General features: G+C 75.7%; 17 protein-coding genes. 6 read left to right on the forward strand and 11 right to left on the reverse strand.

Annotation, left to right across the window (positions count from 1 at the left end; genetic code table 11):
• Window positions 1-34 precede the first annotated feature (34 nt).
• Together SM577_RS18435 and SM577_RS18440 are read left to right on the forward strand one after the other, a co-directional pair.
• A complete protein-coding gene (locus tag SM577_RS18435; protein WP_474587494.1) occupies window positions 35-688 on the forward strand; it encodes a class I SAM-dependent methyltransferase in 654 nt (217 codons plus the stop codon).
• Window positions 689-752: 64 nt separating this feature from the next.
• On the forward strand, window positions 753-1,712 hold the full coding sequence (locus tag SM577_RS18440; RefSeq protein ID WP_474587495.1) for a TIGR03557 family F420-dependent LLM class oxidoreductase: 960 nt from the start codon (window positions 753-755) through the stop codon (window positions 1,710-1,712).
• Between the two features lie 79 nt (window positions 1,713-1,791).
• Here the strand turns inward: SM577_RS18440 and SM577_RS18445 are convergent, their stop codons facing one another.
• The 5 genes from SM577_RS18445 to SM577_RS18465 all read right to left on the reverse strand — a co-directional run bounded on the left by SM577_RS18445 (window position 1,792) and on the right by SM577_RS18465 (window position 10,274).
• Window positions 1,792-3,360 (reverse strand): right-handed parallel beta-helix repeat-containing protein, encoded by a 1,569-nt coding sequence (locus SM577_RS18445; protein WP_302922216.1) that lies wholly within the window; start codon window positions 3,358-3,360, stop codon window positions 1,792-1,794.
• 187 nt (window positions 3,361-3,547) lie between these two features.
• Window positions 3,548-5,644: an APC family permease gene (locus tag SM577_RS18450; protein ID WP_474587496.1), complete on the reverse strand. Its 2,097-nt coding sequence runs from the start codon at window positions 5,642-5,644 to the stop codon at window positions 3,548-3,550.
• A gap of 144 nt (window positions 5,645-5,788) precedes the next feature.
• Window positions 5,789-6,181 (reverse strand): hypothetical protein, encoded by a 393-nt coding sequence (locus tag SM577_RS18455; RefSeq protein ID WP_302922214.1) that lies wholly within the window; start codon window positions 6,179-6,181, stop codon window positions 5,789-5,791.
• A gap of 324 nt (window positions 6,182-6,505) precedes the next feature.
• Window positions 6,506-7,276, reverse strand: a complete 771-nt coding sequence (locus tag SM577_RS18460) for a DUF5995 family protein (RefSeq protein WP_302922213.1) — start codon at window positions 7,274-7,276, stop codon at window positions 6,506-6,508.
• A 106-nt stretch (window positions 7,277-7,382) separates the two neighbouring features.
• Window positions 7,383-10,274 (reverse strand): helix-turn-helix transcriptional regulator, encoded by a 2,892-nt coding sequence (locus tag SM577_RS18465; RefSeq protein WP_474587497.1) that lies wholly within the window; start codon window positions 10,272-10,274, stop codon window positions 7,383-7,385.
• 260 nt (window positions 10,275-10,534) lie between these two features.
• Here SM577_RS18465 and SM577_RS18470 point away from each other — a divergent pair, with 260 nt between their 5' ends.
• Window positions 10,535-12,778, forward strand: a complete 2,244-nt coding sequence (locus SM577_RS18470; RefSeq protein ID WP_474587498.1) for an adenylate/guanylate cyclase domain-containing protein — start codon at window positions 10,535-10,537, stop codon at window positions 12,776-12,778.
• Between the two features lie 115 nt (window positions 12,779-12,893).
• Window positions 12,894-13,790 (forward strand): aldo/keto reductase, encoded by an 897-nt coding sequence (locus tag SM577_RS18475; protein ID WP_474587499.1) that lies wholly within the window; start codon window positions 12,894-12,896, stop codon window positions 13,788-13,790.
• Window positions 13,791-13,830: 40 nt separating this feature from the next.
• Here the strand turns inward: SM577_RS18475 and SM577_RS18480 are convergent, their stop codons facing one another.
• The 6 genes from SM577_RS18480 to SM577_RS18505 all read right to left on the reverse strand — a co-directional run bounded on the left by SM577_RS18480 (window position 13,831) and on the right by SM577_RS18505 (window position 18,856).
• Window positions 13,831-14,505 carry a flavin reductase family protein gene (locus SM577_RS18480; RefSeq protein ID WP_474580676.1) on the reverse strand — a complete coding sequence of 225 codons (675 nt, stop codon included), beginning with the start codon at window positions 14,503-14,505 and terminating at the stop codon, window positions 13,831-13,833.
• Window positions 14,506-14,624: 119 nt separating this feature from the next.
• Window positions 14,625-15,188, reverse strand: a complete 564-nt coding sequence (locus SM577_RS18485) for a dienelactone hydrolase family protein (RefSeq protein ID WP_474587500.1) — start codon at window positions 15,186-15,188, stop codon at window positions 14,625-14,627.
• An 89-nt stretch (window positions 15,189-15,277) separates the two neighbouring features.
• Window positions 15,278-15,658, reverse strand: coding sequence for a hydroxyphenylacetyl-CoA thioesterase PaaI (paaI, locus tag SM577_RS18490; RefSeq protein WP_474580747.1), 381 nt, complete (start codon window positions 15,656-15,658; stop codon window positions 15,278-15,280).
• Between the two features lie 31 nt (window positions 15,659-15,689).
• Window positions 15,690-16,997, reverse strand: coding sequence for a phenylacetate--CoA ligase PaaK (gene paaK, locus SM577_RS18495; protein ID WP_474587501.1), 1,308 nt, complete (start codon window positions 16,995-16,997; stop codon window positions 15,690-15,692).
• 177 nt (window positions 16,998-17,174) lie between these two features.
• Window positions 17,175-18,140, reverse strand: coding sequence for a zinc-binding dehydrogenase (locus SM577_RS18500; protein WP_474587502.1), 966 nt, complete (start codon window positions 18,138-18,140; stop codon window positions 17,175-17,177).
• Window positions 18,141-18,406: 266 nt separating this feature from the next.
• A complete protein-coding gene (locus SM577_RS18505; protein WP_302922205.1) occupies window positions 18,407-18,856 on the reverse strand; it encodes a MarR family winged helix-turn-helix transcriptional regulator in 450 nt (149 codons plus the stop codon).
• A 136-nt stretch (window positions 18,857-18,992) separates the two neighbouring features.
• Between SM577_RS18505 and SM577_RS18510 the strand changes: the two genes are divergently transcribed.
• The gene (locus SM577_RS18510) at window positions 18,993-20,213 is read left to right on the forward strand and encodes an MFS transporter (protein WP_474580674.1); all 1,221 of its coding nucleotides are present in this window, start codon (window positions 18,993-18,995) and stop codon (window positions 20,211-20,213) included.
• Between the two features lie 145 nt (window positions 20,214-20,358).
• Window positions 20,359-21,117, forward strand: coding sequence for a class I SAM-dependent methyltransferase (locus SM577_RS18515; RefSeq protein ID WP_474587503.1), 759 nt, complete (start codon window positions 20,359-20,361; stop codon window positions 21,115-21,117).
• The last annotated feature ends 26 nt before the right edge of the window (window positions 21,118-21,143 follow it).

Raw genomic sequence — 21,143 nt, forward strand, 5'->3', positions numbered from 1 at the left:
GCCGGGCCGGGGCGGACGGTCCAGACTGGTCACCATGTCCGAGACGACCGAGACCCGGCACAGCTACGACCGGGTGGCCGACCGGTACGCGACGGAGATCGGCGACGAGCTGACCGGCAAGCCGCTGGACCGGGCGCTGCTCGCCGCGCTGGCCGAGTTCGGCGCCGGCGGGCCGGTGCTGGACGTGGGCTGCGGGCCCGGCCAGGCGGCGGCCGAGCTGGCCGGGCGCGGCGCGCGGCCGGTGGGCCTGGACCTGTCGCCGGCGATGTGCGCCCTGGCCACCCGCGCCACCGGGTTGCCCTGCTGCGTAGCGGACATGACCGCGCTGCCGGTCCGGTCCGCCGCGGTGGCGGCGATCGTCTGCCTGTACGCGGTGATCCACCTCGACGCGCCCGGGCGGGCCGCCGCCTACGCCGAGTTCGCCCGGGTGCTGCGCCCCGGCGGCAGCGCCCTGATCGCCTTCCACACCCGCGACGCGGAGACCCCGCCCGGACAGGCCCGCACGCACACCGACTGGTGGGGGCACCCGGTCGCGCTGACCTTCCGGTTCCTCGACCCGGCCGCCGAGGTGGCCGCCCTCGCCCGGGCCGGGCTCACCCTCACCGCGCGGCTGGACCGCCAGCCGGACCCCGACCGGGAGCACGCCAGCGAACGCTGCTACCTGCTGGTACGGCGCCCCGCCGGGTGACGTTTGCCGCCGGCCGGGCGGGGAACGGGCGTTGCTCCGAACGGCGTACGGACGGGGGCACGGGATGCAGATCGGCTACAAGCTCGCCGCGGAGGGCTACGGACCGCAGGAGATGATCCGGCAGGCGGTCCGCGCCGAGCAGGTCGGCTTCGACTTCGTCGAGATGAGCGACCACTTCCACCCGTGGCTCGACGTCCAGGGCCACTCGTCGTTCGCCTGGAGCGTGCTGGGCGCCATCGCCGCCCGGACCACCACCCTGCGGCTGGCCACCGGCGTCACCTGCCCCACTGTCCGCTACCACCCGGCGATCATCGCCCAGGCCGCCGCCACCCTGGCCCTGATCTCCGACGGCCGGTTCACCCTCGGCGTGGGCGCCGGCGAGCGGCTCAACGAGCACGTGGTCGGGCAGGGCTTCCCGAGCGTGCGCGGACGGCACGAGCGGCTCCGCGAGGCGCTGGAGATCATCCGGCTGCTCTGGCAGGGCGGCTACCAGTCGTACGAGGGCAAGCACCTGCAGCTGGAGGACGCCCGGGTCTTCGACCTGCCGGACACCCCGCCGGTGATCGCGGTGGCGGCCAGCGGCCCGGACTCCGCCGCGCTCGCCGCCGAGCTGGGCGACGGGCTGTTCGCCACCGAGCCGAAGGGGTCGATCGTCGAGCGCTACCGCTCGGCCGGCGGGCGGGGCCCCCGGTACGCGGAGGTGCCGCTGGCCTGGGCCACCGACGACGGGCAGGCGGTGCAGGCGGTGCTGCAGACCAGCCGCTGGATGGTCACCGGCTGGAAGGTGATGAGCGAGCTGCCCAACCCGGTCAACTTCGACGCCGCCAGCTCGTACGTGGAGGAGCGGCACGTCCGCGAGCTGTTCGCCGTCGGCCCCGACCCGGAGGCGCACGTCCAGGCGGTGCGGCCGTACCTCGAGGCCGGCTTCGACCACATCGTGCTGCAGAACGCCGGCCCGGACCCGGACGGCTTCCTGGACTTCTTCGCCGCCGAGCTGGCCGGTCGGCTGCGCGCGCTCGGCTGAGCCGGACGGGGGCGGCCCGCCGGGGCGATCGGAGGATCGTCCCCAGCGGGCCGCGGATGGGCGGAGCCGATGGTCGCGGTCAGCGGAAGCAGTGGGTGACCGGCACCCGGGAGCCCGCGCAGTTGGTGGGCCGGTTCTCGATGACGTCGGTCTCGTCGTCGACCGTCACCCGCGCCCGGTCGGCGTGGATGCCGCCCGGCGCGCCGGTCGCGCCGTTGCGGATCACCTCGCTGCGGTAGAGCGTGAGCTGCCCGAGGGCGGCGAAGATGCCGCCGCCGGTGGACCGGGCGCCGACGGCGCCGTTGTGGCTCACCTCGCTCTGCCGCACCAGCAGGTTGGACTTCTCGGCGTAGAGGCCGCCGCCGTTGCCGCGCGCGGTGTTGCCGGCCACGACGCTGTCGTCGAGCGGGACCAGCCCCTGGAAGGTGGAGATCCCGCCGCCGTTGCCGGTGGCGGTGTTGTCCCGCACCGTGAGGCGGCGCAGGAACAGCACCGCGTCCGAGTTGGCCAGGCCGCCACCGACCTGGGCGGTGTTGCCGAGGACCTTGGTGTCCGTGACCCGGGTCCGGGCCGAGAAGCTGGCCACGCCACCGCCGTGGGTGGCGGTGTTGTGCGCGAAGGTGCTGCCCTGCACCTCGGCCGCGCCCCGGTAGTTGGCCAACCCGCCGCCGTACGCGACGGCGCTGTTGTCGCGGAACTCGGAGCGGTGCATGGTGAGGACGCCGCCGTTGAGGAACCCGCCGCCCTTGCCCGCCTTGCCGGCCGCGTTGTTCGCCACGAAGGTGCTCTCGTCGACCACCATGTTGCCGTCGTTGAAGATGGCGCCACCGCCGCCCTCCGCCGAGAGCGAGACGCTGTGCGTGATCGTGGTGCGCTCGACGACGGCCGACGCGCCGTGCACGACGTGGATGGCGCCGCCCTCGGCGGCCGACCGGCCGTTGCGCAGGACGACGTCGCGCAGCGTCAACTCCCCGCCGTCGCGGACGGTGAAGAACCGGAACGCCTCGGCGTCGGTCTTCCGGACGATGGTGGCGCCGGAGCCCTCGATGGTCACCGGGTGGTAGATCACCGGCAGGCCGGCCTTGTCGTCGGCCGGGTTGCGGGGCGGCGCCTCGGCGTCACCGGGGTTCTCCGCCGTGTCGGCGGCCTCCCGGGCGTCGCGGATCCCGCCGTCGTACTGGTCGGGCTGGCGGAACGCGTGGGTGAGCGGGTAGGTGCACTCCGGCGCGAGCCGGATCGTGCCGCCGCCCTCGGCGTTGACCCGTACCAGCGCCGCGATGAGCCGGGCGGAGTCGCACGGCACCGCGACCGGTTCCCGGTGCCACCGGTTGCCACCGCCGTCGCGGTGCCGCTGCCGGTCGTCCCCGGTGCGGCGCGACTCCTGCGGGTCGCCTCCGGCGGCCCGCTCCCAGCCGCTGCGCACGTCGTCCGGTCGCTCGCCGGCGCGGTTCGGGTCGGTGTCGCCGTTGCGCACCAGCGCGGGCCGGCCCTGGTCGCCGGCGGCGGGCCGCTGGTCGGCGGCGCTCGCCACGCCTGCGGTGAGCCCCGCGCCGACCACCAGGCTGCCCGCCACGACACCGCCGGCTAAGAACCACCGGGATCGTCGCCTGGGTCGTGCTGGCCGCCCGCTCCCCTGGTAGGTGGACATGACGCTTCCCTGCCTCTCGTGCGTGGATGACACGGCCGCCCCGCAACGGGCGCGGGGTGGCTGGCTCGCCGCAGCCACCGAAGGTCACGATACGGTCGTTAAACGGACAAGTCCGTCGAACATGAATAAAAGCGCCGTTCGCCTTCATCTACCCCAGGGGGACCGAAAGCCCGCGGCCAGCCGTCGGTCAACCACCCACGTGGATGCCGGGCCGGCGGGTGGGATCGGGCTCCGAGCGGCGCAGGATCTCCCGGACCACCGGCGGGGTGTCGCCGCGACCGAGGATCAGGTAGCGCAGCAGGTGGGCGACCGGGCTCCCCTCCGACCACTCGAAGTGCGCGTGCGGCCGCACCCCGGTGGCGTCGCGCAGGGCGAGCAGGATCGCCGCGATGGCGTTCGGGGCGGCCGGGCTGCTGGCCCGCAGCACCCGGAACCCGCCGACCTCCACGCCGTGCACCCGCAGCACCTGGCTGAACCCGGACGGGTCGACCACGTCGATCTCCAGGAAGAGCACGTCGGCCGCGCCCGGCACCGGGTTCATCCCGCGCTGCGCGCGCTCCTTGACGGTGTACTCCTTGACCGCGCCGCTGTCGCGCTTGTTGGCGATCAGGTGCAGCCGGCCGTCGTGCGCCAGCGACTCGCGGATGTAGCGCCGGGCCGGCTCGTCGAACTCGATCCGCTCGGCGCGCAGCTCGGTGGTGCGGCTGACCCGGGAGACCAGCGAGACGGCGATGATGCCGAGGATGAACAGGGCGGAGATGGTGATCCCGTCCGGTTTCTCGATCACGTTCTCGACCAGCGCGTAGAGCAGCACGAGGACGAGCACGGTGAAGCCGGTGGCCAGGCCCCGGCGGTGCTGGCGGACCGCGGAGATGGCCACCGCCACCGCGGCGGAGACCATCATCGCGAGGATCCCGGTGGCGTACGCGCCGGCCTGGGCGTTCACGTCGGCCCGGAAGATGATCGTGATGGCCACGCAGACCAGGGTGTAGACGATCACCACGGGCCGCACCGCGCGGGCCCACTCGGGCGCCATCCCGTACGAGGGCAGGTAGCGGGGCACGATGTTGATCAGGCCCGCCATCGCCGAGGCGCCGGCGAACCAGAGGATCAGCATGCTGCTGATGTCGTACACCGTGCCGAAGCCCTCGCCGACGTGCTCGTGCGCGACGAACGCCAGCGCCCGCCCGTTGGCCGCGCCGCCCGGCGCGAACTCCTCGGCGGGAATCAACACAGTGGTGACGAAGGTGGTGGCGACCAGGTACACCGACATGATCAGCGCGGCGGTGGTGAGCAGCTTGCGGGTGTTGCGGATCCGGGCGGCCAGCCGCGCCTGCGGGTCCGGGCCGCGGCCGGCCACCAGCGGCATCATGCTCACCCCGGTCTCGAAGCCGGACAGGCCCAGCACCAGCAGCGGGAAGGCGAGCACGGCGGTCAGCGCCACCGAGGCGGGCCCCCCGGTGACGGTCAGCGCGGCGGTCCAGTCCGACAGCCGGGCCGGGTCCGCCACGATCTCGGCCACCCCGACCGCCACGATCACCGCGTTGAGGGCGAGGAAGACCGCGACCAGCGGGATCGCCACCACCACCGCCTCGCGGAACCCGAGCAGGAACACGCCGCCGAGCACCAGCAGCAGGAACACGGTCACCGCCACCGCCACGACCGGGCCGCCGAGCCCCGCCGGCAGGTACGGGTTCTCCAGCAGGTGCACGGTGGCGTCGGCCGAGGAGAGGGTGATCGTGATGATCCACGAGGTGGCCACGAAGCCGAGCAGGACGAGGACGAAGATCTTGCCTCGCCAGAACGGCAGCAGCCGCTCCAGCATCGCCACCGAGCCCTGCCCGTGCGGGCTCTCCCGGGCCACCCGCCGGTACATCGGGAGCATGCCGAACAGGGTGAGCGCCACGATCAGCAGGGTCGCCAGCGGGGACAGCGCCCCGGCCGCCACCGCCGCGATACCGGGCAGGTAGGACAGCGTCGAGAAGTAGTCCACGCCGGTCAGACACATCACCTGCCACCAGGCGTGCGACCGGGCCTGCCGCTCGGTGGTCTCCGGGCCGAGCGGCTGCACCTGGTGCTGGAACAGCCACCGGCGCAGCCGGCCCTCCGGCTCCCGCCGGCGCACCAGGTTCTCCACCCGCTCCGGGACGTCGACCCGACGGCCCGCGCGATCGCCGGGCCGGGTCGGGTCGCGTGCGGCACGAAGCTCCGGCGCCGGGCCCCGGGACGCCGGCTGCGGGCGGCCCCGCGGGCGTCGCGTCTTCCCCCGCTGCTCGTCAGCCATCCCCCGTCCCACCCCCAGCCGTCCTGCCCCGACGGTAGGCGGTGCCCGGCCGCCGCCCGGGCGGAACGGACGAAGCCGGCCGGAGTCCCCGCCGGGGCGGGTCCGGCCGGACGCCGGGACGGCTCAGCGGGTCACCGGGACGGCTCAGCGGGCCACCGGGCCGGACAGCGCCCGGGCCAGCCCGTCCGGGTCGGCGACCGTCACCGTGGCCCCCGGGTGCCGCAACCAGCCGCCGGGCAGCAGGGCCGGAACCGGTTCGGCGAACCGCAGGCAGACGCCGGCCCGGGAGGTGCTGCCGAACGTGACACCGGCGTCGGCGAGCGACACGTGCGGGCCGATCGCCCGCCACCAGCGGTACGGCCCGGCGACCTCCACCCCGGTGACGTTGCCCCGGCCGGTCCGCAGCCGCCACGGGCCGAACCGGACGAGAACCTCCGCGTCGTCGACCCGTACCCAGGCGGTCGCCGGCCGGACGCCGAGCAGCGCGAGAGCCGGCCGGAACACCGCGTCGAACCGGAAGGCGAACCGATGGGTCACCGGACCCCACCCCGGCGACGCCCGTCGCCCGGCCGGGCGGGTCGGGGCGGTGCGTCGGGTCGGGGGCGGGGTCGCGCCGCGGGGCGGCGCCAGGCCTGGACGTCCATGGCCCGCGCGTACCCCGTGCGGGCCGGCCGACACCCCCCGGCCGGCCGGCCCTCCCCCACGGTCGCGGCGGGCACCCCCCGGGCCCGGCCGCGATGCCTCCGCGTCCGCCGCCCCTCGCGGGTCGTCCGGCCGGGTCCCCCCGTGCCGGCCGGCGACCCGCCGGCGGACCTGTCCCCGCGCCCCACGTGGGCGGAGCGCGGGGACCCCCCGTCCCGGCTACTGCAGGAACGCCCCCAGGGGCGAGAGCAGCAGCCGACCGAGCAGCGCGGCGTTGTCGTCCAGCCGCGCGCGCTCGCACTCGTGGGCCGCCGGATCGTGCCGGCAGCGCCAGATCTTCTGCGCGTTGCGCCAGGCGACGTCGCGGGTGTACTCGATCAGTTCACCCTGGTACCAGTCGTCGATGTCGCCGTTGAGCATGTCGATGAGCAGTTGCCAGCGGTCCAGGTAGCCGCGCCGCAGCCCCGGGATCTTGTCGGCGAAGATGTTGTTGATCTCGAGGTAGTCGCGGTGCTGGTCGGTGCCGTCGACCGGCTCCGACTCCAGGCTGTCGAACGTGGTGACCAGCGCGAACGGCAGGTCGAAGTTGATGTGCGCGTTCACCCCGGCGGCGGCCGAGGGCAGCGGCCGGGCGTCCGGGCCGCGCATCCGCTCGAACAGGCACGACCAGGCCTTGGGGCAGCCGGGGCTGGAGTCCGTCCAGAGCCGCAACGCGTCGAAGTAGCGGGCCGCGAACTCGACGTCGAGCCGGGACAGGAACACCGGGTCGGCGAACCGGTCGTCGTAGAGACCGTCCAGCACGCTGGTGGTGATGGTCAGGTAGAGCTTGTTGAAGTCGGCCAGCGGGCAGCTCTCCTCCAGCGGAGGCAGCCGCACCAGCAGATCCTGGAGCTTGGTGAGGTGGTCCACCACCGCCGGCACGTCGGCCGGATGGTCGGCGAGCAGGTCGACGATGTCCCGGTGCACGGGCCCCCAGACCGGTTCCGTCATCTTCTCCTCCACCTCGCCGCGCCAGACCCCGTCGGTGACACGGCACAGCCTTCCAGCCGGCGGCGGTCCGCCGGATCAGTAGAACGACGTATCCGTACCGCGCGCGTCAGGCCGACCGGCTACGCAGGTAGATCGCGCTGGCCTGGACCCGGGTGCGGACCTGGAGCTTGTCGAAGATGTGCGACACGTGCACGCCGATGGTCCGCTCGCTGATGAACAGCCGCTGCCCGATCTCCTTGTTGGTCAACCCCTCGGCCACGGCGGCGAGCACCTCGCGCTCCCGGGCGGTCAGCACCGCCAGCTCGTCGCCGTCCGGACCGGCGGCCGCGCCGGCGTCGCCGACCGCGCCGTGCTCCTCCAGGCGCACCCGGGCCCGGCCGGCCAGGGTACGGATCTCCGAGGTCAACGGCACCGCGCCGAGCCCCTGGGCCACCTGGTACGCCTGTTGCAGCAGCTTGCCAGCGGTGGCGCTGCGGCTGCGCCGGGCCAGCAGCGCCTCGGCCTGCCGCAGCCGCGAGTAGGCGGCCGGATAGGGGTGGTTGCGCCGGTCCCACTCGGCCACCGACCGGGCCCACAGCTCCGGATCGTTGCCGTCGAGCCGGCTCACCTCGGCGGCGCAGAGCGCCAGGAAGCCGTCGACCACGTCGCGGACCGGGCGGGCGGCGTGCTCGCTCTTGCGGGCCACCCGCTCGGCGACCTCGCGCAGCCGGCGGACCGCTGTCTGGTCGACCGCCACGGTACGGCTGGCGTGCGCCTCGGCCTCGGCCCGCAGGCCGTGCCAGACCAGCGCGGCGAGGATGCCCACGTCGTCGGAGCGGCTCTCGGTGAGCCCGCGCTGCACCGCCTGCCGGGCCAGGTCGTGCCGGCCCTGCCACATCGACAGCCCGGCGCGCAGGGTGAGCAGCGGGATCACGTGCCGGGCGCCGCCGCCGGCGAGCACCGTCGCCACCGAGTCGAGGTCCCGGTCGGCGGCCTCGATGTCGCCGTAGCCGACGGAGAGGCGGCACCGGGCCAGCAGCAGCTCCACCGCGTCGGCCCCGGACGGGCGGTGGCGCAGCGCCGCCGCGACCACCTTCTCCGCCTCGGCCCACTGGCCGACCCGGAACAGCCCGTTGGTGGCGATGGCCAGCAGCCGCGTCTCGTACGTGCGGCCGAGCCCCAGCTCGGCCACCCGCTCGGCGCCCCGGCGGGCCACCACCACGCCCTCCTCCAGGACGTTCAGCGGCCCGGTGAGCAGCTCCGCCAGGTGCAGGTACGCGCAGGCCACGTCCTCCGGCCGGCCGGCCCGCTCGGCGGTCTCCAGCGCCTCGCGCATCACCGCCAGCCCGGCGTCCGGATCCTCCAGGTACGCCTCGGAGAAGCCGAGCGCCGCGCTGGCCAGCACCACCTCGGAGGTGGAGCCCTCCACCCGCGCGGCCAGCCGCAGCGCCTCCCGGGCGCGCCGGCCGGCGTCGGCGTACCGGCCCAGGTGCAGCAGCAGCTCGGCCAGGTGGGCGGCGGCGGTGGCCCGCTCCCGGGGCGTGCAGTCGGCGGCCTCCAGCACCTTCTGGTACTCGGCCTCGGCCGGGGCGGAACGGCCGGCGGCGGCCAGGTAGCGGGCCCGCCGGATGTGCCGCGCGCAGGCGGATCCGCCGGCGTCGGCGGCCACCAGCTCCTCCAGCAGCGCCAGCGCCCGGGCGTGCTCGCCGCAGTGGTGGGCCGCCTCGGCGGCGTGTTCGAGCAGGGTGGCCCGGTCCACCGCCACCGGCCCGCCAGCCGGGGTGTCGGCCAGCTGCAACGCCACCGACCAGTGCCGGTGCGCCTCGGCGTAGCCGTGCAGCCGTTCGGCCTCCTCGGCGGCGGCCACCGCGGCCGGCAACGCCCGCGCCGGTTCGCCGGCCAGCCGCCAGTGGTGCGCCAGCCGGGCCTGGTGCAGCTCGGCCGGCGCCGCGGTGAGCGCCTCGGCGTAGCGGCGGTGCAACGCGGCCCGCTCGGCCGGCAGCAACTCGTGCTCCAGCACCTCGGCGACGAGCCGGTGCCGCAGCCGGTAACCGTCGTCCGCGCCGACCAGCAGCCGGTGGGCGACCGCCGCGCGAACCGCCTCGATCAACTCGTCCTCGGGCTGCCGGACCACCCGGGCCAGCAGCCAGTGCTCGACCGGTTCCACGCCGGCGGCGACCGCGTGCACCACGGCGTGCGCGGGCTGGGGCAGCGCGTCCACCCGGGCGAGGAAGATCTCGCGCAGCGTGTCGGAGAGCCCGTCCCGCCCGTCGCGCAGGTCGCGGGCCAGTTCCTCGATGACGAACGGGTTGCCGCCGCTGCGCCGCCAGATCTGCTCCGCCGCCTCGGGGGCCAGCGGCCGGCCGACCACGGCGGCGGCGAGCCGCTCGGTGTCGGGGCGGTCCAGCGGGGCCAGGTCGAGCACCCGCACCGACCGCAGCCGGCGCAGCTCGGTGAGCACCCGGCGCAGCGGGTGCGCGCCCTGCAACGACTCGGCCCGCACCGCGGCCAGCACCGACAGCTGGAGATCGCCGAGCCCGGCCAGCAGGTAGAGCAGCAGCTGACGGGTGCTCCGGTCGACCCACTGCAGGTCGTCGAGGACGAGCACCAGCGGCCGCCCCTCGGCGATCAGGTGCAGCCCCCGGGAGACCCGCTCCAGCAGCGCGCCGGCGCCGTCCGTCTCGTCGGCGAAGGTCTGCAGCAGCCCGCGTACCGCCAGCGAGGTACGGGCGTGCGCGGCGGTCAGCTCGGCGTCGAAGCGGCGCAGCGCCTGCAGCAGCGGGTGCAGCGGCGAGGCGTCGCCGATGTCCAGACAGGAACCGGTGAGCACCAGGGCGCCGGCGTCGCGCAGCCGGGCGCCCACCTCGCGCAGCAGCCGGGTCTTGCCCACGCCGCTCTCACCGGTGAGGAAGACCGCGGCGGTGTGCCCCGGCGCCACGTCGTCGAGCAACGCCGACCGCACCGCCGTCAGCAGGTCGGCCCGGCCGACGAGCGGTGCGGTGTCCACATCGCTGGCCATGGCACGCAGCCTAGTCACAGGTCCCCGCACCGTTCTACGGCCGGGACGCGGGTGTGGTACTCCTCGCGTCGACATCGCGACCAAAGGCTGTGCACGGCCGACATACGTCGTTCTGCCGATCCCCCGTCGGCCCGGTGGTGACAGTCTCCGAAGGTCATCAGGCAGGAACGGGGGGAGAGAGGCGGTGTCCAGTGCCCACCACCATCGCCGCAGCGACGCCGGCCGGGTCCGCACGCTGGCCGGTGCCCGAGGAGCGCCGGATGGTCACCGTACTGTTCGTCGACATCGTCGGATCCACCGCGCTGGTCGACCGGCTGGACCCGGAGGACGTCCGGGCCCTGCAACGGTCCTACTTCGACACCGTCGGCGAGGTGCTGCGGCGCTGGCACGGGGTGGTCGAGAAGTACATCGGTGACGCCGTCATGGCGCTCTTCGGCGCCCGCGACTCCGACGGCTTCGACGCGTACCGGGCGGTGCGGGCCGGGCTGGAGATGCAGCGGGCCCTGGATCGGCGGGCGCTGGCCGGTGGGCCGCGGCTGCGGGTGCGGATCGGGGTGGCGACCGGCGAGGCGGTGGTGGACCTGGCCGGCGCCCGCGACGGCGGGCACGGCGCGGCCAGCGGCGCGGTGATCACCACCGCGGCCCGGCTCCAGGGGTACGCCCCGCCGGGCGGGGTGGCGCTCTGCGCGGCCACCCACCGGGCCACCGCCGGCCTGGTCGAGCAGTGCCGGATCCCGCCGGTGGCGCTGGCCGGCAAGGCGTCGCCGGTCGACGTCTGGCACGCCACCGCGCTGGTGCGGCCGGCGCCGGTGCGGCACGACGGCCCGTTCCTCGGCCGCCGTCGGGAGGTCGCCGCCGCCCGGGACCAGCTCGTCCGGGCGGTACGCGACCGCCGCCCGCGCTGGGTGTCGCTGGTCGGCCCGGCCGGCAGCGGGCGCAGCCGGCTGCTGTCCGAGCTGAGCCGGTCCGTCGCCTCGGTCGACGAGGTGCCGGTCCGCTGGTGCCTGGCGCACTGCCCGCCGTACCCGGACCACCCGCTGGCGCCGGTCGCGGAACTGGTCCGCGGCCACACCGGCCTGCGCGCCACCGACCCGCCCGCCCGGGTACGCCGGCGGCTCGCCGCCGCCCTCGCCGGCCTGGTGCCGCCCGAGCGCCTGCCGGCGAGCGTGTCCACGCTGGCCCGCCTGCTGGCCCGGCCCGATGCCGGCGACGCGGCCGAGGCGGCGGCGCTCTGGCGGGAGGCGCTGCTGGCGCTGGCCGCCCGGCAGCCGGTGGTGGTGGCGGTGGACGACGTGGACCGGGCCGCGCCCGAGGTGGCCGACTTCCTGCGGGCGCTGCTCGCCGCGGCCACCGAGCGCCGGCTGCCCCTGGCGGTGGTCACCGCCCACCGTCCGCAGTGGGCGGAGCCGCTGCCGCGGCCGGCGGTGTTGGTCGAGCTGCGGCCGCTCGGCGCGGTGGACAGCGGCCGGCTGCTGCGCCACCTGCTCCGCCGGGCCGGCCGGCCGGTCGCGCTGGTGGACCGGCTGCTCCCCCTGGTCGGGGGCAGCCCCGGCCACGCGGCGGCGTACGTCCGGTCGCTGGTCGAGGGGGCGGACAACGCGGCGGAACTGCCGGTGCCCGAACCGGTCCGCCGGGCCGTCGACGCGCGGCTGGACCGGCTCGACGGCGACCAGCGGGCGGCGCTGATGGCCGTGGCCAGCCGGGCGACGGACTGCCCGGCGCCGACGGTGGACCGGCTGCTCGGCTGGACGCCGGGGCGGGCCCGGCCGGTGCTGCGGTCGCTGGTCGCCCTCGGCCTGCTGACCAGCGGGCCGGCCGGCGGCTACACCGTCGCCGAGGTGGTGGTGCGCCAGGTCGCGTACGCCCGGCTGCCCCGGGCGGTGCGCGCCGAGTTCGCCCGGCGTGCCGCCGGGCCGCGCCACCCCGGGCCGGCGCCGGTCCCCGCCGCCCAGCCGGTCCGCCGACCCGCCGGCACACCCGCACGCCCCGCACCCGGGCCGGGCACCGACCGCCGCCCTCGCAGCGCGCCGGTGCACGCCGTACCGGACCCGGCCACGCCGCGCCGACCGGCCGGCACACCGGCACCCACCGCGCCGAACCTGGCCACGCTGCGCCGGCGAGCTGGCGCAGCGGCACCCGCCGCAACCACGCGCATGAGGACCGCTGTCCCGCCCGCCGGCGCCGCCCGCACCGCGTCCACGCCGGGCCCCGTTCGTCCCGTCGGCAAGCGGGACCGGCACCACGCGTCGCCCCTGATCCGGCCGCCGCGCCGGACGGTGGTGCCACTGCGATCGCCGGCACCACCGGCCCCGCCACCCCGCGCCGGCGGCGACCCCGGCGGCCCCGCGCTGGCAGCGGGCCCCGGCACGGCAGCCGGCGTCGGCGGGCGGTTGCGGCGGGGTGCCGCCGCGTTCGGGGAGGGCGGATCGGGTCGATCCGATCCGGCGGGGGCCGGGCACGGGCGCGCACCGTGGGTGCGGGCGCCGACCCGGGCGGCCGCCTGACGGCGGCCCGGGTGGCCGGTTCTCCCCCACGATCCAAGCTATCAGTCGACACCCCCGGGCGGTATCGGGTGCGCGGCCGAGTGCGCAGGTCAGTGCCGTTGGTTAGGTTCGCCCGATGCCTACCGACGAGATCACCGCGGCCGCCGCGGGCAGCTGGACACTGGGCGACCGCACCGTGCACCGGATGGGGTTCGGCTCGATGCGACTCACCGCGAACCCGGACCGGGAGCTGGCCATCCGCGTCCTGCGACGCGCGTTCGAGCTGGGCGTCAACCACATCGACACCGCCGCCTTCTACTTCTCTCCGGGCGGGCCGCTGCGGGTGGGCACCGGTCCCGTCCGGTACGCCACCGAACTGATCCGCGCGGCCCTGCACCCCTACCCCGACGACCTGGTCATCGCCACCAAGGTCGGCCCGGACTACCGCACCACGGCGTGGAGCGGTGAACTGACCGGCCCCGCCGACCTGCGCCGGCAGGTCGAGGAGAACCTGCGCCGGCTGGGCCGCGACCACCTCGACGTGGTGAACCTGCGGATCGTGCGCCGGCCCGGCGACGACTCGGTGGCGGAGCGCTTCGCCGCCCTCGCCGAGCTGCGGGACGCCGGGCTGATCCGGCACCTGGGGCTGTCCAACGTCCGGGTCGACCACCTCGACGAGGCGCAGGCGATCGCGCCGGTGGTGTGCGTGCAGAACGCGTACGCCGTCGACGCCCACCGGACCTCGGACGAGCTGCTGCGGGTCTGCGGCGAGCGGGGCGTGGCGTTCGTGCCCTTCTTCGCGCTGGCCGGGGCGGGCCGCGAGGCCGGCGCGTCCGCCGAGCACGACGCGGCCGTGCGAGAGATCGCCGACGCGCACGGGGCGACCCCGCACCAGGTGCGGCTGGCCTGGACGCTGCACCAGGGCCCGCACGTGCTGGCCATCCCCGGCACCGGCGACCCGGAGCACCTGGCGCAGAACGTCGCCGCCGGCGCGCTGCGGCTCTCCCCCGACGAGCTGGCCCGCCTCGGCTGACCGCCGCCCCCGGCCCGCGCCGGCGTGGCTGCCCCCCGGTTCACCCGGGCGGCGTCCCGCTTCCCGGGCGCGGGCGTGGGGTCTGGGAGCGGAAGCTGTGGCCGAGTTCGTCGCCCAGGCCGAAGTAGTGGCGGAAGTTGTAGATCAGCGGGCTCCACCGGGACGGGTCGACGTGCTGCGTGCCGGGCACCACGACGCGCGGATCCGCGTGGACCTTGAGCACCTCGGCCTCGACGACGAGGAAGTCTCCGGCGGCGTCGGGGCGTACCCGGGTCGCGCGGGCCTCCAGGTGCAGCGGGCATTCGGCGACCCGGGGCGGCGTGACCAGGTCGGACGGGACGGGACGCAGGCCGGCGGCGGCGAACTTGTCCGGCTCGAAGCGGAAGGCGTCCCGCTTGTGCTCGGGCACGTCGCGCCGTCCGGTCAGCGGGGCCAGCCGCTCCACCGCCGGCCACAGGGCGGGACCGGGGAGGTTCACCACCAGGTCGGGCCGGTGCCGCAGGTTGCGGCCCGTCTGCCCGGCCCGGCCCAGGCCCAGGACGACCACCTGGCCGAGCGCCCAGGCCGACGACATCGGCGCCAGGTTGACCGAGCCGTCCTCGTTCTCCGTCGACAGCAGCACGACCGGGGTGCCGAAGTACAGGATGCTCGGGGTGATCGGCACGTGCTCGGTCGTCACGCCGGTGGTCGGGGAACTGTCCGTGGCTGTGTTCATGGGCGGGACGCTAGGGCGCGGACCGTTCGGCGGCCGGCGAAGGATGACCGGGCGGCCGGATGCCGAGTGCGGCCGGCGTGGCGCCGAACCCGGCACCGCCGGCCGGCCGCCGCCGATCCCTAGCCGGCGAGGAAGTCGCGGCTGCGGTCCCAGAGCCGCTCGGCGGCCCGCGGGTCGTGGTCGGGCACGTCCGGGTCGGTGAACAGGTGCCCGGCGCCCGGGTAGCGGTGGACGTCGACGGTGGCGCCGGCCGCGGTCATCGCCCGCTGCCACTCGTCCACCTCGTCCTGCGGTTCGTACTCGTCCGGGTCGGCCAGGTGCAACTGCACCCGCAGGCCGGGGCGGACCGCCTCCGGCGCGCCGCCGGTGCCGTGCAACAGCAGCAACCTGGCCGTGTCGGGACGCTCCGCGAGCATCGCGCCGGCCACCCCGGCGCCCATCGAGAAGCCGGCGAGCACGGCGTCGGCCGGCGCGTCGCGCAGCGCCGTCCGGGCCCGGTCGAGCACCACCTCCCGGCCGATCCTGTCGAAGAGGGCGAAGCCGTCGGCCACCGTGTCGACGGCCGGCACGCCGTACAGGTCGGGGGTGACGACCTCGTGCCCGGCGGCGCGCAGCCGCTCGGCGGCGCGCAGCACGGCCGGCCGCAGCCCGTACACCGAGTGGAAGAGGACGATGTGTCGCATCGGCCCATCGTGCCCGAGACCCCCGACGGGATCGCCCGCGCCACGCGCGGCCGGCCGCCGCTGCCCGGGCCGGCCGATCCGGCCGCGGGTCAGCCCGGCTGGCCGTTGACGGTGCGGCTGCGGCCGCGGAACTCGGCCACCACCTCGCCGTCCTCGCGGGACACCGTGACGTCGTAGATGCCGCTGCGGCCGTACCGGGTCCGCTCGGTGGCCCGGGCGACCAGCAGGTCCCCCTCCCGGGCCGGCCGGACGAAGGTGATCTCACCGCCGGCGGCGACGGTGACCGGCCCGTGGCTGTTGCAGGCCAGCGCGAAGGCGGTGTCGGCGAGCAGGAAGACGTAGCCGCCGTGGGCGATGGCGTGCCCGTTGACCATCGCGCCGGTCACCCGCATCCGGGCCTCGGCCGTCCCGTCGGCGGCGCGGACCAGCTCGATGCCGAGACTCCGGGAGGCCGCGTCGGCGTCGAACATGTCGTACGCGGCGTTGCGTGCCTCGCCCACGTCAGCCCGCCCGCCGCTGGTCGACGATCCGGCGCATCTTGCCCATCGACCGCTCCACGCCGTCCGGCGCGATCACGTCGACCGCCACGCTCACCCCGATGGTGTTCTTGACCAGGTCGACCAGTTCCGCGCCGGCCCGCTCGGCGGCGTCGACGGTCACCCCGGCGCGCCGCTCGACCCGTATGGTCAGCGTGTCCATCCGCCCCTGCCGGTCCAGGACGCACTGGAAGTGCGGCGACAGCTGCGGGGTACGCAGGATCAGCTCCTCGATCTGGGTCGGGAAGACGTTCACCCCGCGCACGATCATCATGTCGTCGGTCCGTCCGGTGATCTTCTCGATCCGGCGCATCGGCCGGGCGGTGCCCGGCAGCAGCCGGGTGAGGTCCCGGGTGCGGTAGCGGACCACCGGCATGGCCTCCTTGGTCAGCGAGGTGAGCACCAGCTCGCCCCGCTCCCCGTCGGGCAGCACCTCGCCGGTCACCGGGTCGATGATCTCCGGGTAGAAGTGGTCCTCCCAGAGGTGCAGGCCGTCCTTGGTCTCCACGCACTCGTTGGCCACGCCGGGACCCATCACCTCGGAGAGGCCGTAGATGTCGACCGCGTGCATGTCGAGCCGCTGCTCCATCTCCCGGCGCATGTCCTCGGTCCACGGCTCGGCGCCGAAGATGCCCACCCGCAGCGAGGTGCCGCGAGGGTCGACGCCCTGCCGCTCCATCTCGTCGACGATGGCCAGCATGTAGCTGGGGGTGACCATGATGACCTCGGGCGCGAAGTCGCGGATCAGCATCACCTGCCGTTCGGTCATCCCGCCGGAGACCGGGATGACCGTGCAGCCCAGTTCCTCGGCGCCGTAGTGCGCGCCGAGCCCGCCGGTGAACAGCCCGTAGCCGTACGCGACGTGCACCCGGTCGCCGGGGCGGCCGCCGGAGGCGCGGATCGAGCGGGCCATCAACCGGGCCCAGGTCTTCAGGTCGGCCGCGGTGTAGCCGACCACGGTGGGCCGACCGGTGGTGCCCGAGGAGGCGTGCAGCCGGGCGATCCGCTCGCGGGGCACGGCGAACATGCCGAACGGGTAGTTCTCCCGCAGCTCGGCCTTGCCGGTGAGCGGGAAGCGGGCCAGGTCGGCCAGCTCCCGACAGTCGTCGGGGTGCACCCCGGCGGCCTCGAACGCGCGCCGGTAGTGCGGCACGTGCTCGTACGCGTGCCGCAGCGACCAGCGCAGCCGCGCAAGTTGCAGGGCCCGCAGCTCGTCGACGCCGGCCCGCTCGATCGGTTCCAGCTCCTCCGGGCGCGGGGTCCGGTCCTGCATCGCTACCTCCTGGGTGGCTCCTGGCGCGGCCGGCGGGCCGGGTGGCCTCCCCGGGTCGGCCACGCCCGCGCGGTCACCGCGCCCCGGCGCCGGGAGGTCACGCGCCCGCCGATCCGGGTACCGTACGCCCGCCGCCGGGCGGGCACCACCGCCGGGTGGCGCCCGCCCGGCCGGTGCTCAGACGGTCAGCAGCGCCTTGCCGACCACCGCCCGACCCTCGACGGCCCGGTGCGCGTCGGCGGCCCGCTCCAGCGGGAAGGTCCGCCCGATCAGGGGCGCGATCCGCCCGGCCGCCGCCGCGTCGAGCGCGGCCCGCAGGTGCCGGCGGGCCTGCTCCGGCGTGAACTGCACGTCGGCGATGCCGGTGACGGCGATCCGCCGGGCCCGGGCGACCTCGGGGTCGGGGACCGCGAACGCCCCGGCCGGGGTGCCGTGCGCGGAGAACCGCCCGCCGGCGCGCACCAGGTCGAAGGCGGCCCGACCGTAGTCGCCACCGGCGCCGTCGAAGACCACGTCCACCTCCCCGGCGGCGGCGCGCACCCGGTCGGTCCAGCCCGGCTCGTCGTAGTCGACCACCACGTCCGCGCCGAGCCGGCGCAGCGCGTCCAGCTTCGCCGGGCCGCGGGCCGCCGCGACGACGATCCCGCCGGTGGCCCGTACCTCCTGCACCAGGATCGCGCCGAGGCCGCCGGCGGCGGCGGTGACCAGCACCCGGTCGCCGGCTCCGACCGGCACCAGGTCGAGCAGCCCGAACGCGGTCACCCCGTCGTGCAGCAGGGCGGCCGCGTCGGTGAGCGGGACGGCGTCCGGCACCGGCAGCACGCCGTCGACCGGCACCACGGCCCGTTCCAGGTAGCCGCCGCGCTCGTCGGTGCGGGTGACCACCCGGCGGCCGGACCAGCCCGCGTCGACCCCCGCGCCGACCGCGCCGACCGTGCCGGCCACCCCCACCCCCGGCCGGTACGGCGGCCGCACCGGGAAGTACGCCCCGCCCTCGCCGCGCCGGATCATCGTCTCCACCCAGAGCACGTCGGCGGCGGCCACCTCCACGACCACCTCGCCGGGACCGGGCACCGGCTCCGGCGCCTCGGCCAGCGTCAACACCTCCGGCCCCCCGAACGCGGTCACCTCGACCACCCGCATGTCACCCTCCCCGTCGCTCGTCCACTGCGACCAGCTTCGAAGGTGAAGCGGGGTTGAGGTCAACGGGCCACGGGGGTGAGGTGGCCCACCGGTCACGGGTTCTCCGGGTCCCGCTCACGTTCCCGCAGCAGGGAGGACGAACCGGCCGACCCGGGGAAACGGGAACAGCGCCCCGGTCGCCCAGCGCGAACGCGTACGCCTTCGGCGACCTCGGGTCGCGGAACGGCGGCCCCGCGGCCCGGGTGGTACGGCCGCGCGACCGCGGGTCACCGGGGTGCCGGCAACCGGTGCAGGGCGTCGACCAGCGGGGCCAGTTCCGGGGTGGCCTCCGCGTCGGCCAGCGCCTGCGCGAGCACCCGGTCGTGGGTGGGCCGGGCCTGGTCGAGCAGTTCGGAGCCGGCCGGGGTGAGTTCGGTGTAGATGCCACGCCGGTCGTCCGCGCAGAGCACCCGGGTCAGCAGACCGCGCTCCTCCAGCCGGGTGACCAGCCGGGTGGTCGCGCTGTCGGAGAGCGCCGCGGCGCGGGCCAGCTGGCGCATCCGCATGTGCCAGCCGTCCTGCCGGGAGAGCGCGTCGAGCACCGTGTACTCCACCACCGAGAGGTCGTGCCCGGCCTGCAGGGCGCGCTCGAGGGACGCCTCGATGAGGCCGTGCAGCGCGGCGAGGGTGCGCCAACCCTGCGCGCGGATCTCGACCGCGTCGTCGCCGATGCCCATCCGTGCCCCCTCGGACTCCTGGTCGACGTCGAGCTTAGCACGCTTGCGCTGATAGCAGGCGCGTGCAACTATTTCGTTGCTGCCGCGTGTAGTTGCATGCGCTCCCTACCTGTCCCCTTCCCGGAAACGGATGACCATGTCCCCACGCACCCGGTCCCTGCCCGCCGGCCTGCTCGCGCTGGCCGTCGGCGCCTTCGGCATCGGCCTCACCGAATTCGTGATCATGGGTCTGCTCCCCCAGGTCGCCGCCGACTTCGCGGTCACCGAGCCGGTCGCCGGCTGGCTGATCTCCGGTTACGCGCTGAGCGTCGCGGTCGGTGGGGTGGCGCTGACCGCGGCGGTCACCCGGCTGCCCCGCAAGCAGGTGCTGCTCGGCCTGATGGTGCTCTTCATCGTGGGCAACCTGCTCTCCGCGGTGGCCGACGGCTACGGCGTGATGCTGGCCGGCCGGATCGTCGCCGCGCTCTGCCACGGCGCGTTCTTCGGCATCGGCGCCGTGGTCGCCGCCGGGCTGGTCGCGCCGGCCCGCCGAGCGGGCGCCATCGCACTGATGTTCGCCGGACTGACCACCGCCAACGTGCTCGGCGTACCGTTCGGCACCTTCCTCGGCCAGCACTTCGGCTGGCGGTCCACGTTCTGGGCGATCACCGGCATCGGCGTACTGGCGCTGATCGGCCTGGCCCTGCTCATCCCGGGCCGGACGGCCGGCGACACCGCTCCGGCCGGCGGGCTCCGCGGCGAACTGCACTCCTTCACCCACCCGCAGGTGTGGCTGTCGCTGGTGGTCACGATCCTGGGCTTCGGCGGCATGTTCGGCGCCTTCACCTACATCGCGTACACCCTCACCGAGGTCAGCGGCTTCGCCACCGGCACCGTGCCGTGGCTGCTCGTGCTCTTCGGGGTCGGCCTCTTCGCCGGCAACCTGCTCGGCGGGCGGGCGGCCGACCGGTCGCTGGACCGCACCCTGGTCACCGTCCTGGCGGCGCTGAGCGTGGTGCTCACCGGCTTCGCCCTGACCGCCGGCAGCCGGCCGCTCACCATCGCGTCCCTGCTGCTGATGGGGGGCTTCGGCTTCGCCACCGTGCCTCCGCTGCAGATGCGGATCATGCGGTACGCCCACCGGGCCCCGACGTTGGCGTCCGGAGCGAACATCGCGGCCTTCAACGTCGGCAACGCCCTGGGCGCCTGGGTCGGCGGGCTGACCATCTCGGCGGGGCTCGGCTACACCGCCCCGATCTGGGCGGGGGCCGCGGTCACCCTGGCCGGCCTCGGCGTGCTGCTGGCGGCGCTGCGCCTGGCCCGCCGGCGCCCCGACCAGCCGGCCACCGAGCCGGATCTGGTTGCCGCCACGGGATGAGCGCCGGCGCTCGGACACCGCGCCGCCGAGGGCGGGGTCGGGCCGGAACGGCGATCCCGACCCCTCCCTGCCGCTCCTTCGCTATTGCCAAAATATTGCAACAAGGGCTGGACACCGACTCCCGCAGGTAACTAGCCTCCTCGCCATGAGTCCTTACATCACTAACGCGGCGGCCTGGCAGGAGAGCTGGGACCGCCAGCAGGAGGCGTACCTGCCGGACCGGGAGCACCGGTTCGCCGCCATGCTCGACGCGGTCGACGCGGTCCTCGACGGCGAGCGGCCCCGCCTGCTCGACCTGGCCGGCGGCACCGGCACCATCTCCCAGCGCGCGCTGCGCCGCTTCCCCGACGCCGAGGTGACCCTGCTCGACCTGGACCCGGCGCTGCTCGCCATCGCCCGCGCCACCCACGGCGACCGGGTCACCGTGGTGACCGCCGACCTCAACCGACCCGACTGGTCCGCCGCGCTGCCGCACCGGGAGTACGACGCGGTGCTCACCGCCACCGCCCTGCACTGGCTGCCGGGCGACCGGCTGGCCAAGCTCTACGCCGAGGTCCGCGACCTGCTGCGCCCGGGCGGCATCCTGCTCAACGCCGACCACATGCCCGACGACGGCCTGCCGCAGCTCAGCAAGCGCCTGCTGGACCGCGCCCGGGACCGCCGCGACGCCCGGTACGCCGCCGGCGCCGTACTGTCCTGGTCGGACTGGTGGGACCGGGCGGCGGCCGACCCGACGCTCGCCCCGCTGGTCGCCCGGCGCCGGGAGATCTACCCGTCCGGGCACAGCCCGGAGTGGAACCCGCCGGTCTCCTGGCACCTGGCCGCGCTGACCGACGCCGGCTTCACCGAGGTCGGCACGCTCTGGCGCGGCGGCACCGACGCCGCCGTGGCGGCCGTGCGCTGACCTCCGGCACGCCCGCCGCCCCGCCC

The sequence above is a fragment of the Micromonospora desertarenae genome, from assembly GCF_056150265.1.

Bases quoted from the DNA above. Each gene is read 5' to 3' on its own strand.
- SM577_RS18500 (WP_474587502.1), bottom strand. From the start codon at position 18,140: ATGCGGGTGGTCGAGGTGACCGCGTTCGGGGGGCCGGAGGTGTTGACG.
- SM577_RS18440 (WP_474587495.1), top strand. From the start codon at position 753: ATGCAGATCGGCTACAAGCTCGCCGCGGAGGGCTACGGACCGCAGGAG.
- SM577_RS18515 (WP_474587503.1), top strand. From the start codon at position 20,359: ATGAGTCCTTACATCACTAACGCGGCGGCCTGGCAGGAGAGCTGGGAC.
- SM577_RS18485 (WP_474587500.1), bottom strand. From the start codon at position 15,188: ATGCGACACATCGTCCTCTTCCACTCGGTGTACGGGCTGCGGCCGGCC.
- SM577_RS18450 (WP_474587496.1), bottom strand. From the start codon at position 5,644: ATGGCTGACGAGCAGCGGGGGAAGACGCGACGCCCGCGGGGCCGCCCG.
- SM577_RS18510 (WP_474580674.1), top strand. From the start codon at position 18,993: ATGTCCCCACGCACCCGGTCCCTGCCCGCCGGCCTGCTCGCGCTGGCC.
- SM577_RS18445 (WP_302922216.1), bottom strand. From the start codon at position 3,360: ATGTCCACCTACCAGGGGAGCGGGCGGCCAGCACGACCCAGGCGACGA.
- paaK (WP_474587501.1), bottom strand. From the start codon at position 16,997: ATGCAGGACCGGACCCCGCGCCCGGAGGAGCTGGAACCGATCGAGCGG.
- SM577_RS18465 (WP_474587497.1), bottom strand. From the start codon at position 10,274: ATGGCCAGCGATGTGGACACCGCACCGCTCGTCGGCCGGGCCGACCTG.
- SM577_RS18470 (WP_474587498.1), top strand. From the start codon at position 10,535: ATGGTCACCGTACTGTTCGTCGACATCGTCGGATCCACCGCGCTGGTC.
- paaI (WP_474580747.1), bottom strand. From the start codon at position 15,658: ATGTTCGACGCCGACGCGGCCTCCCGGAGTCTCGGCATCGAGCTGGTC.
- SM577_RS18435 (WP_474587494.1), top strand. From the start codon at position 35: ATGTCCGAGACGACCGAGACCCGGCACAGCTACGACCGGGTGGCCGAC.
- SM577_RS18480 (WP_474580676.1), bottom strand. From the start codon at position 14,505: ATGAACACAGCCACGGACAGTTCCCCGACCACCGGCGTGACGACCGAG.
- SM577_RS18460 (WP_302922213.1), bottom strand. From the start codon at position 7,276: ATGACGGAACCGGTCTGGGGGCCCGTGCACCGGGACATCGTCGACCTG.
- SM577_RS18505 (WP_302922205.1), bottom strand. From the start codon at position 18,856: ATGGGCATCGGCGACGACGCGGTCGAGATCCGCGCGCAGGGTTGGCGC.
- SM577_RS18475 (WP_474587499.1), top strand. From the start codon at position 12,894: ATGCCTACCGACGAGATCACCGCGGCCGCCGCGGGCAGCTGGACACTG.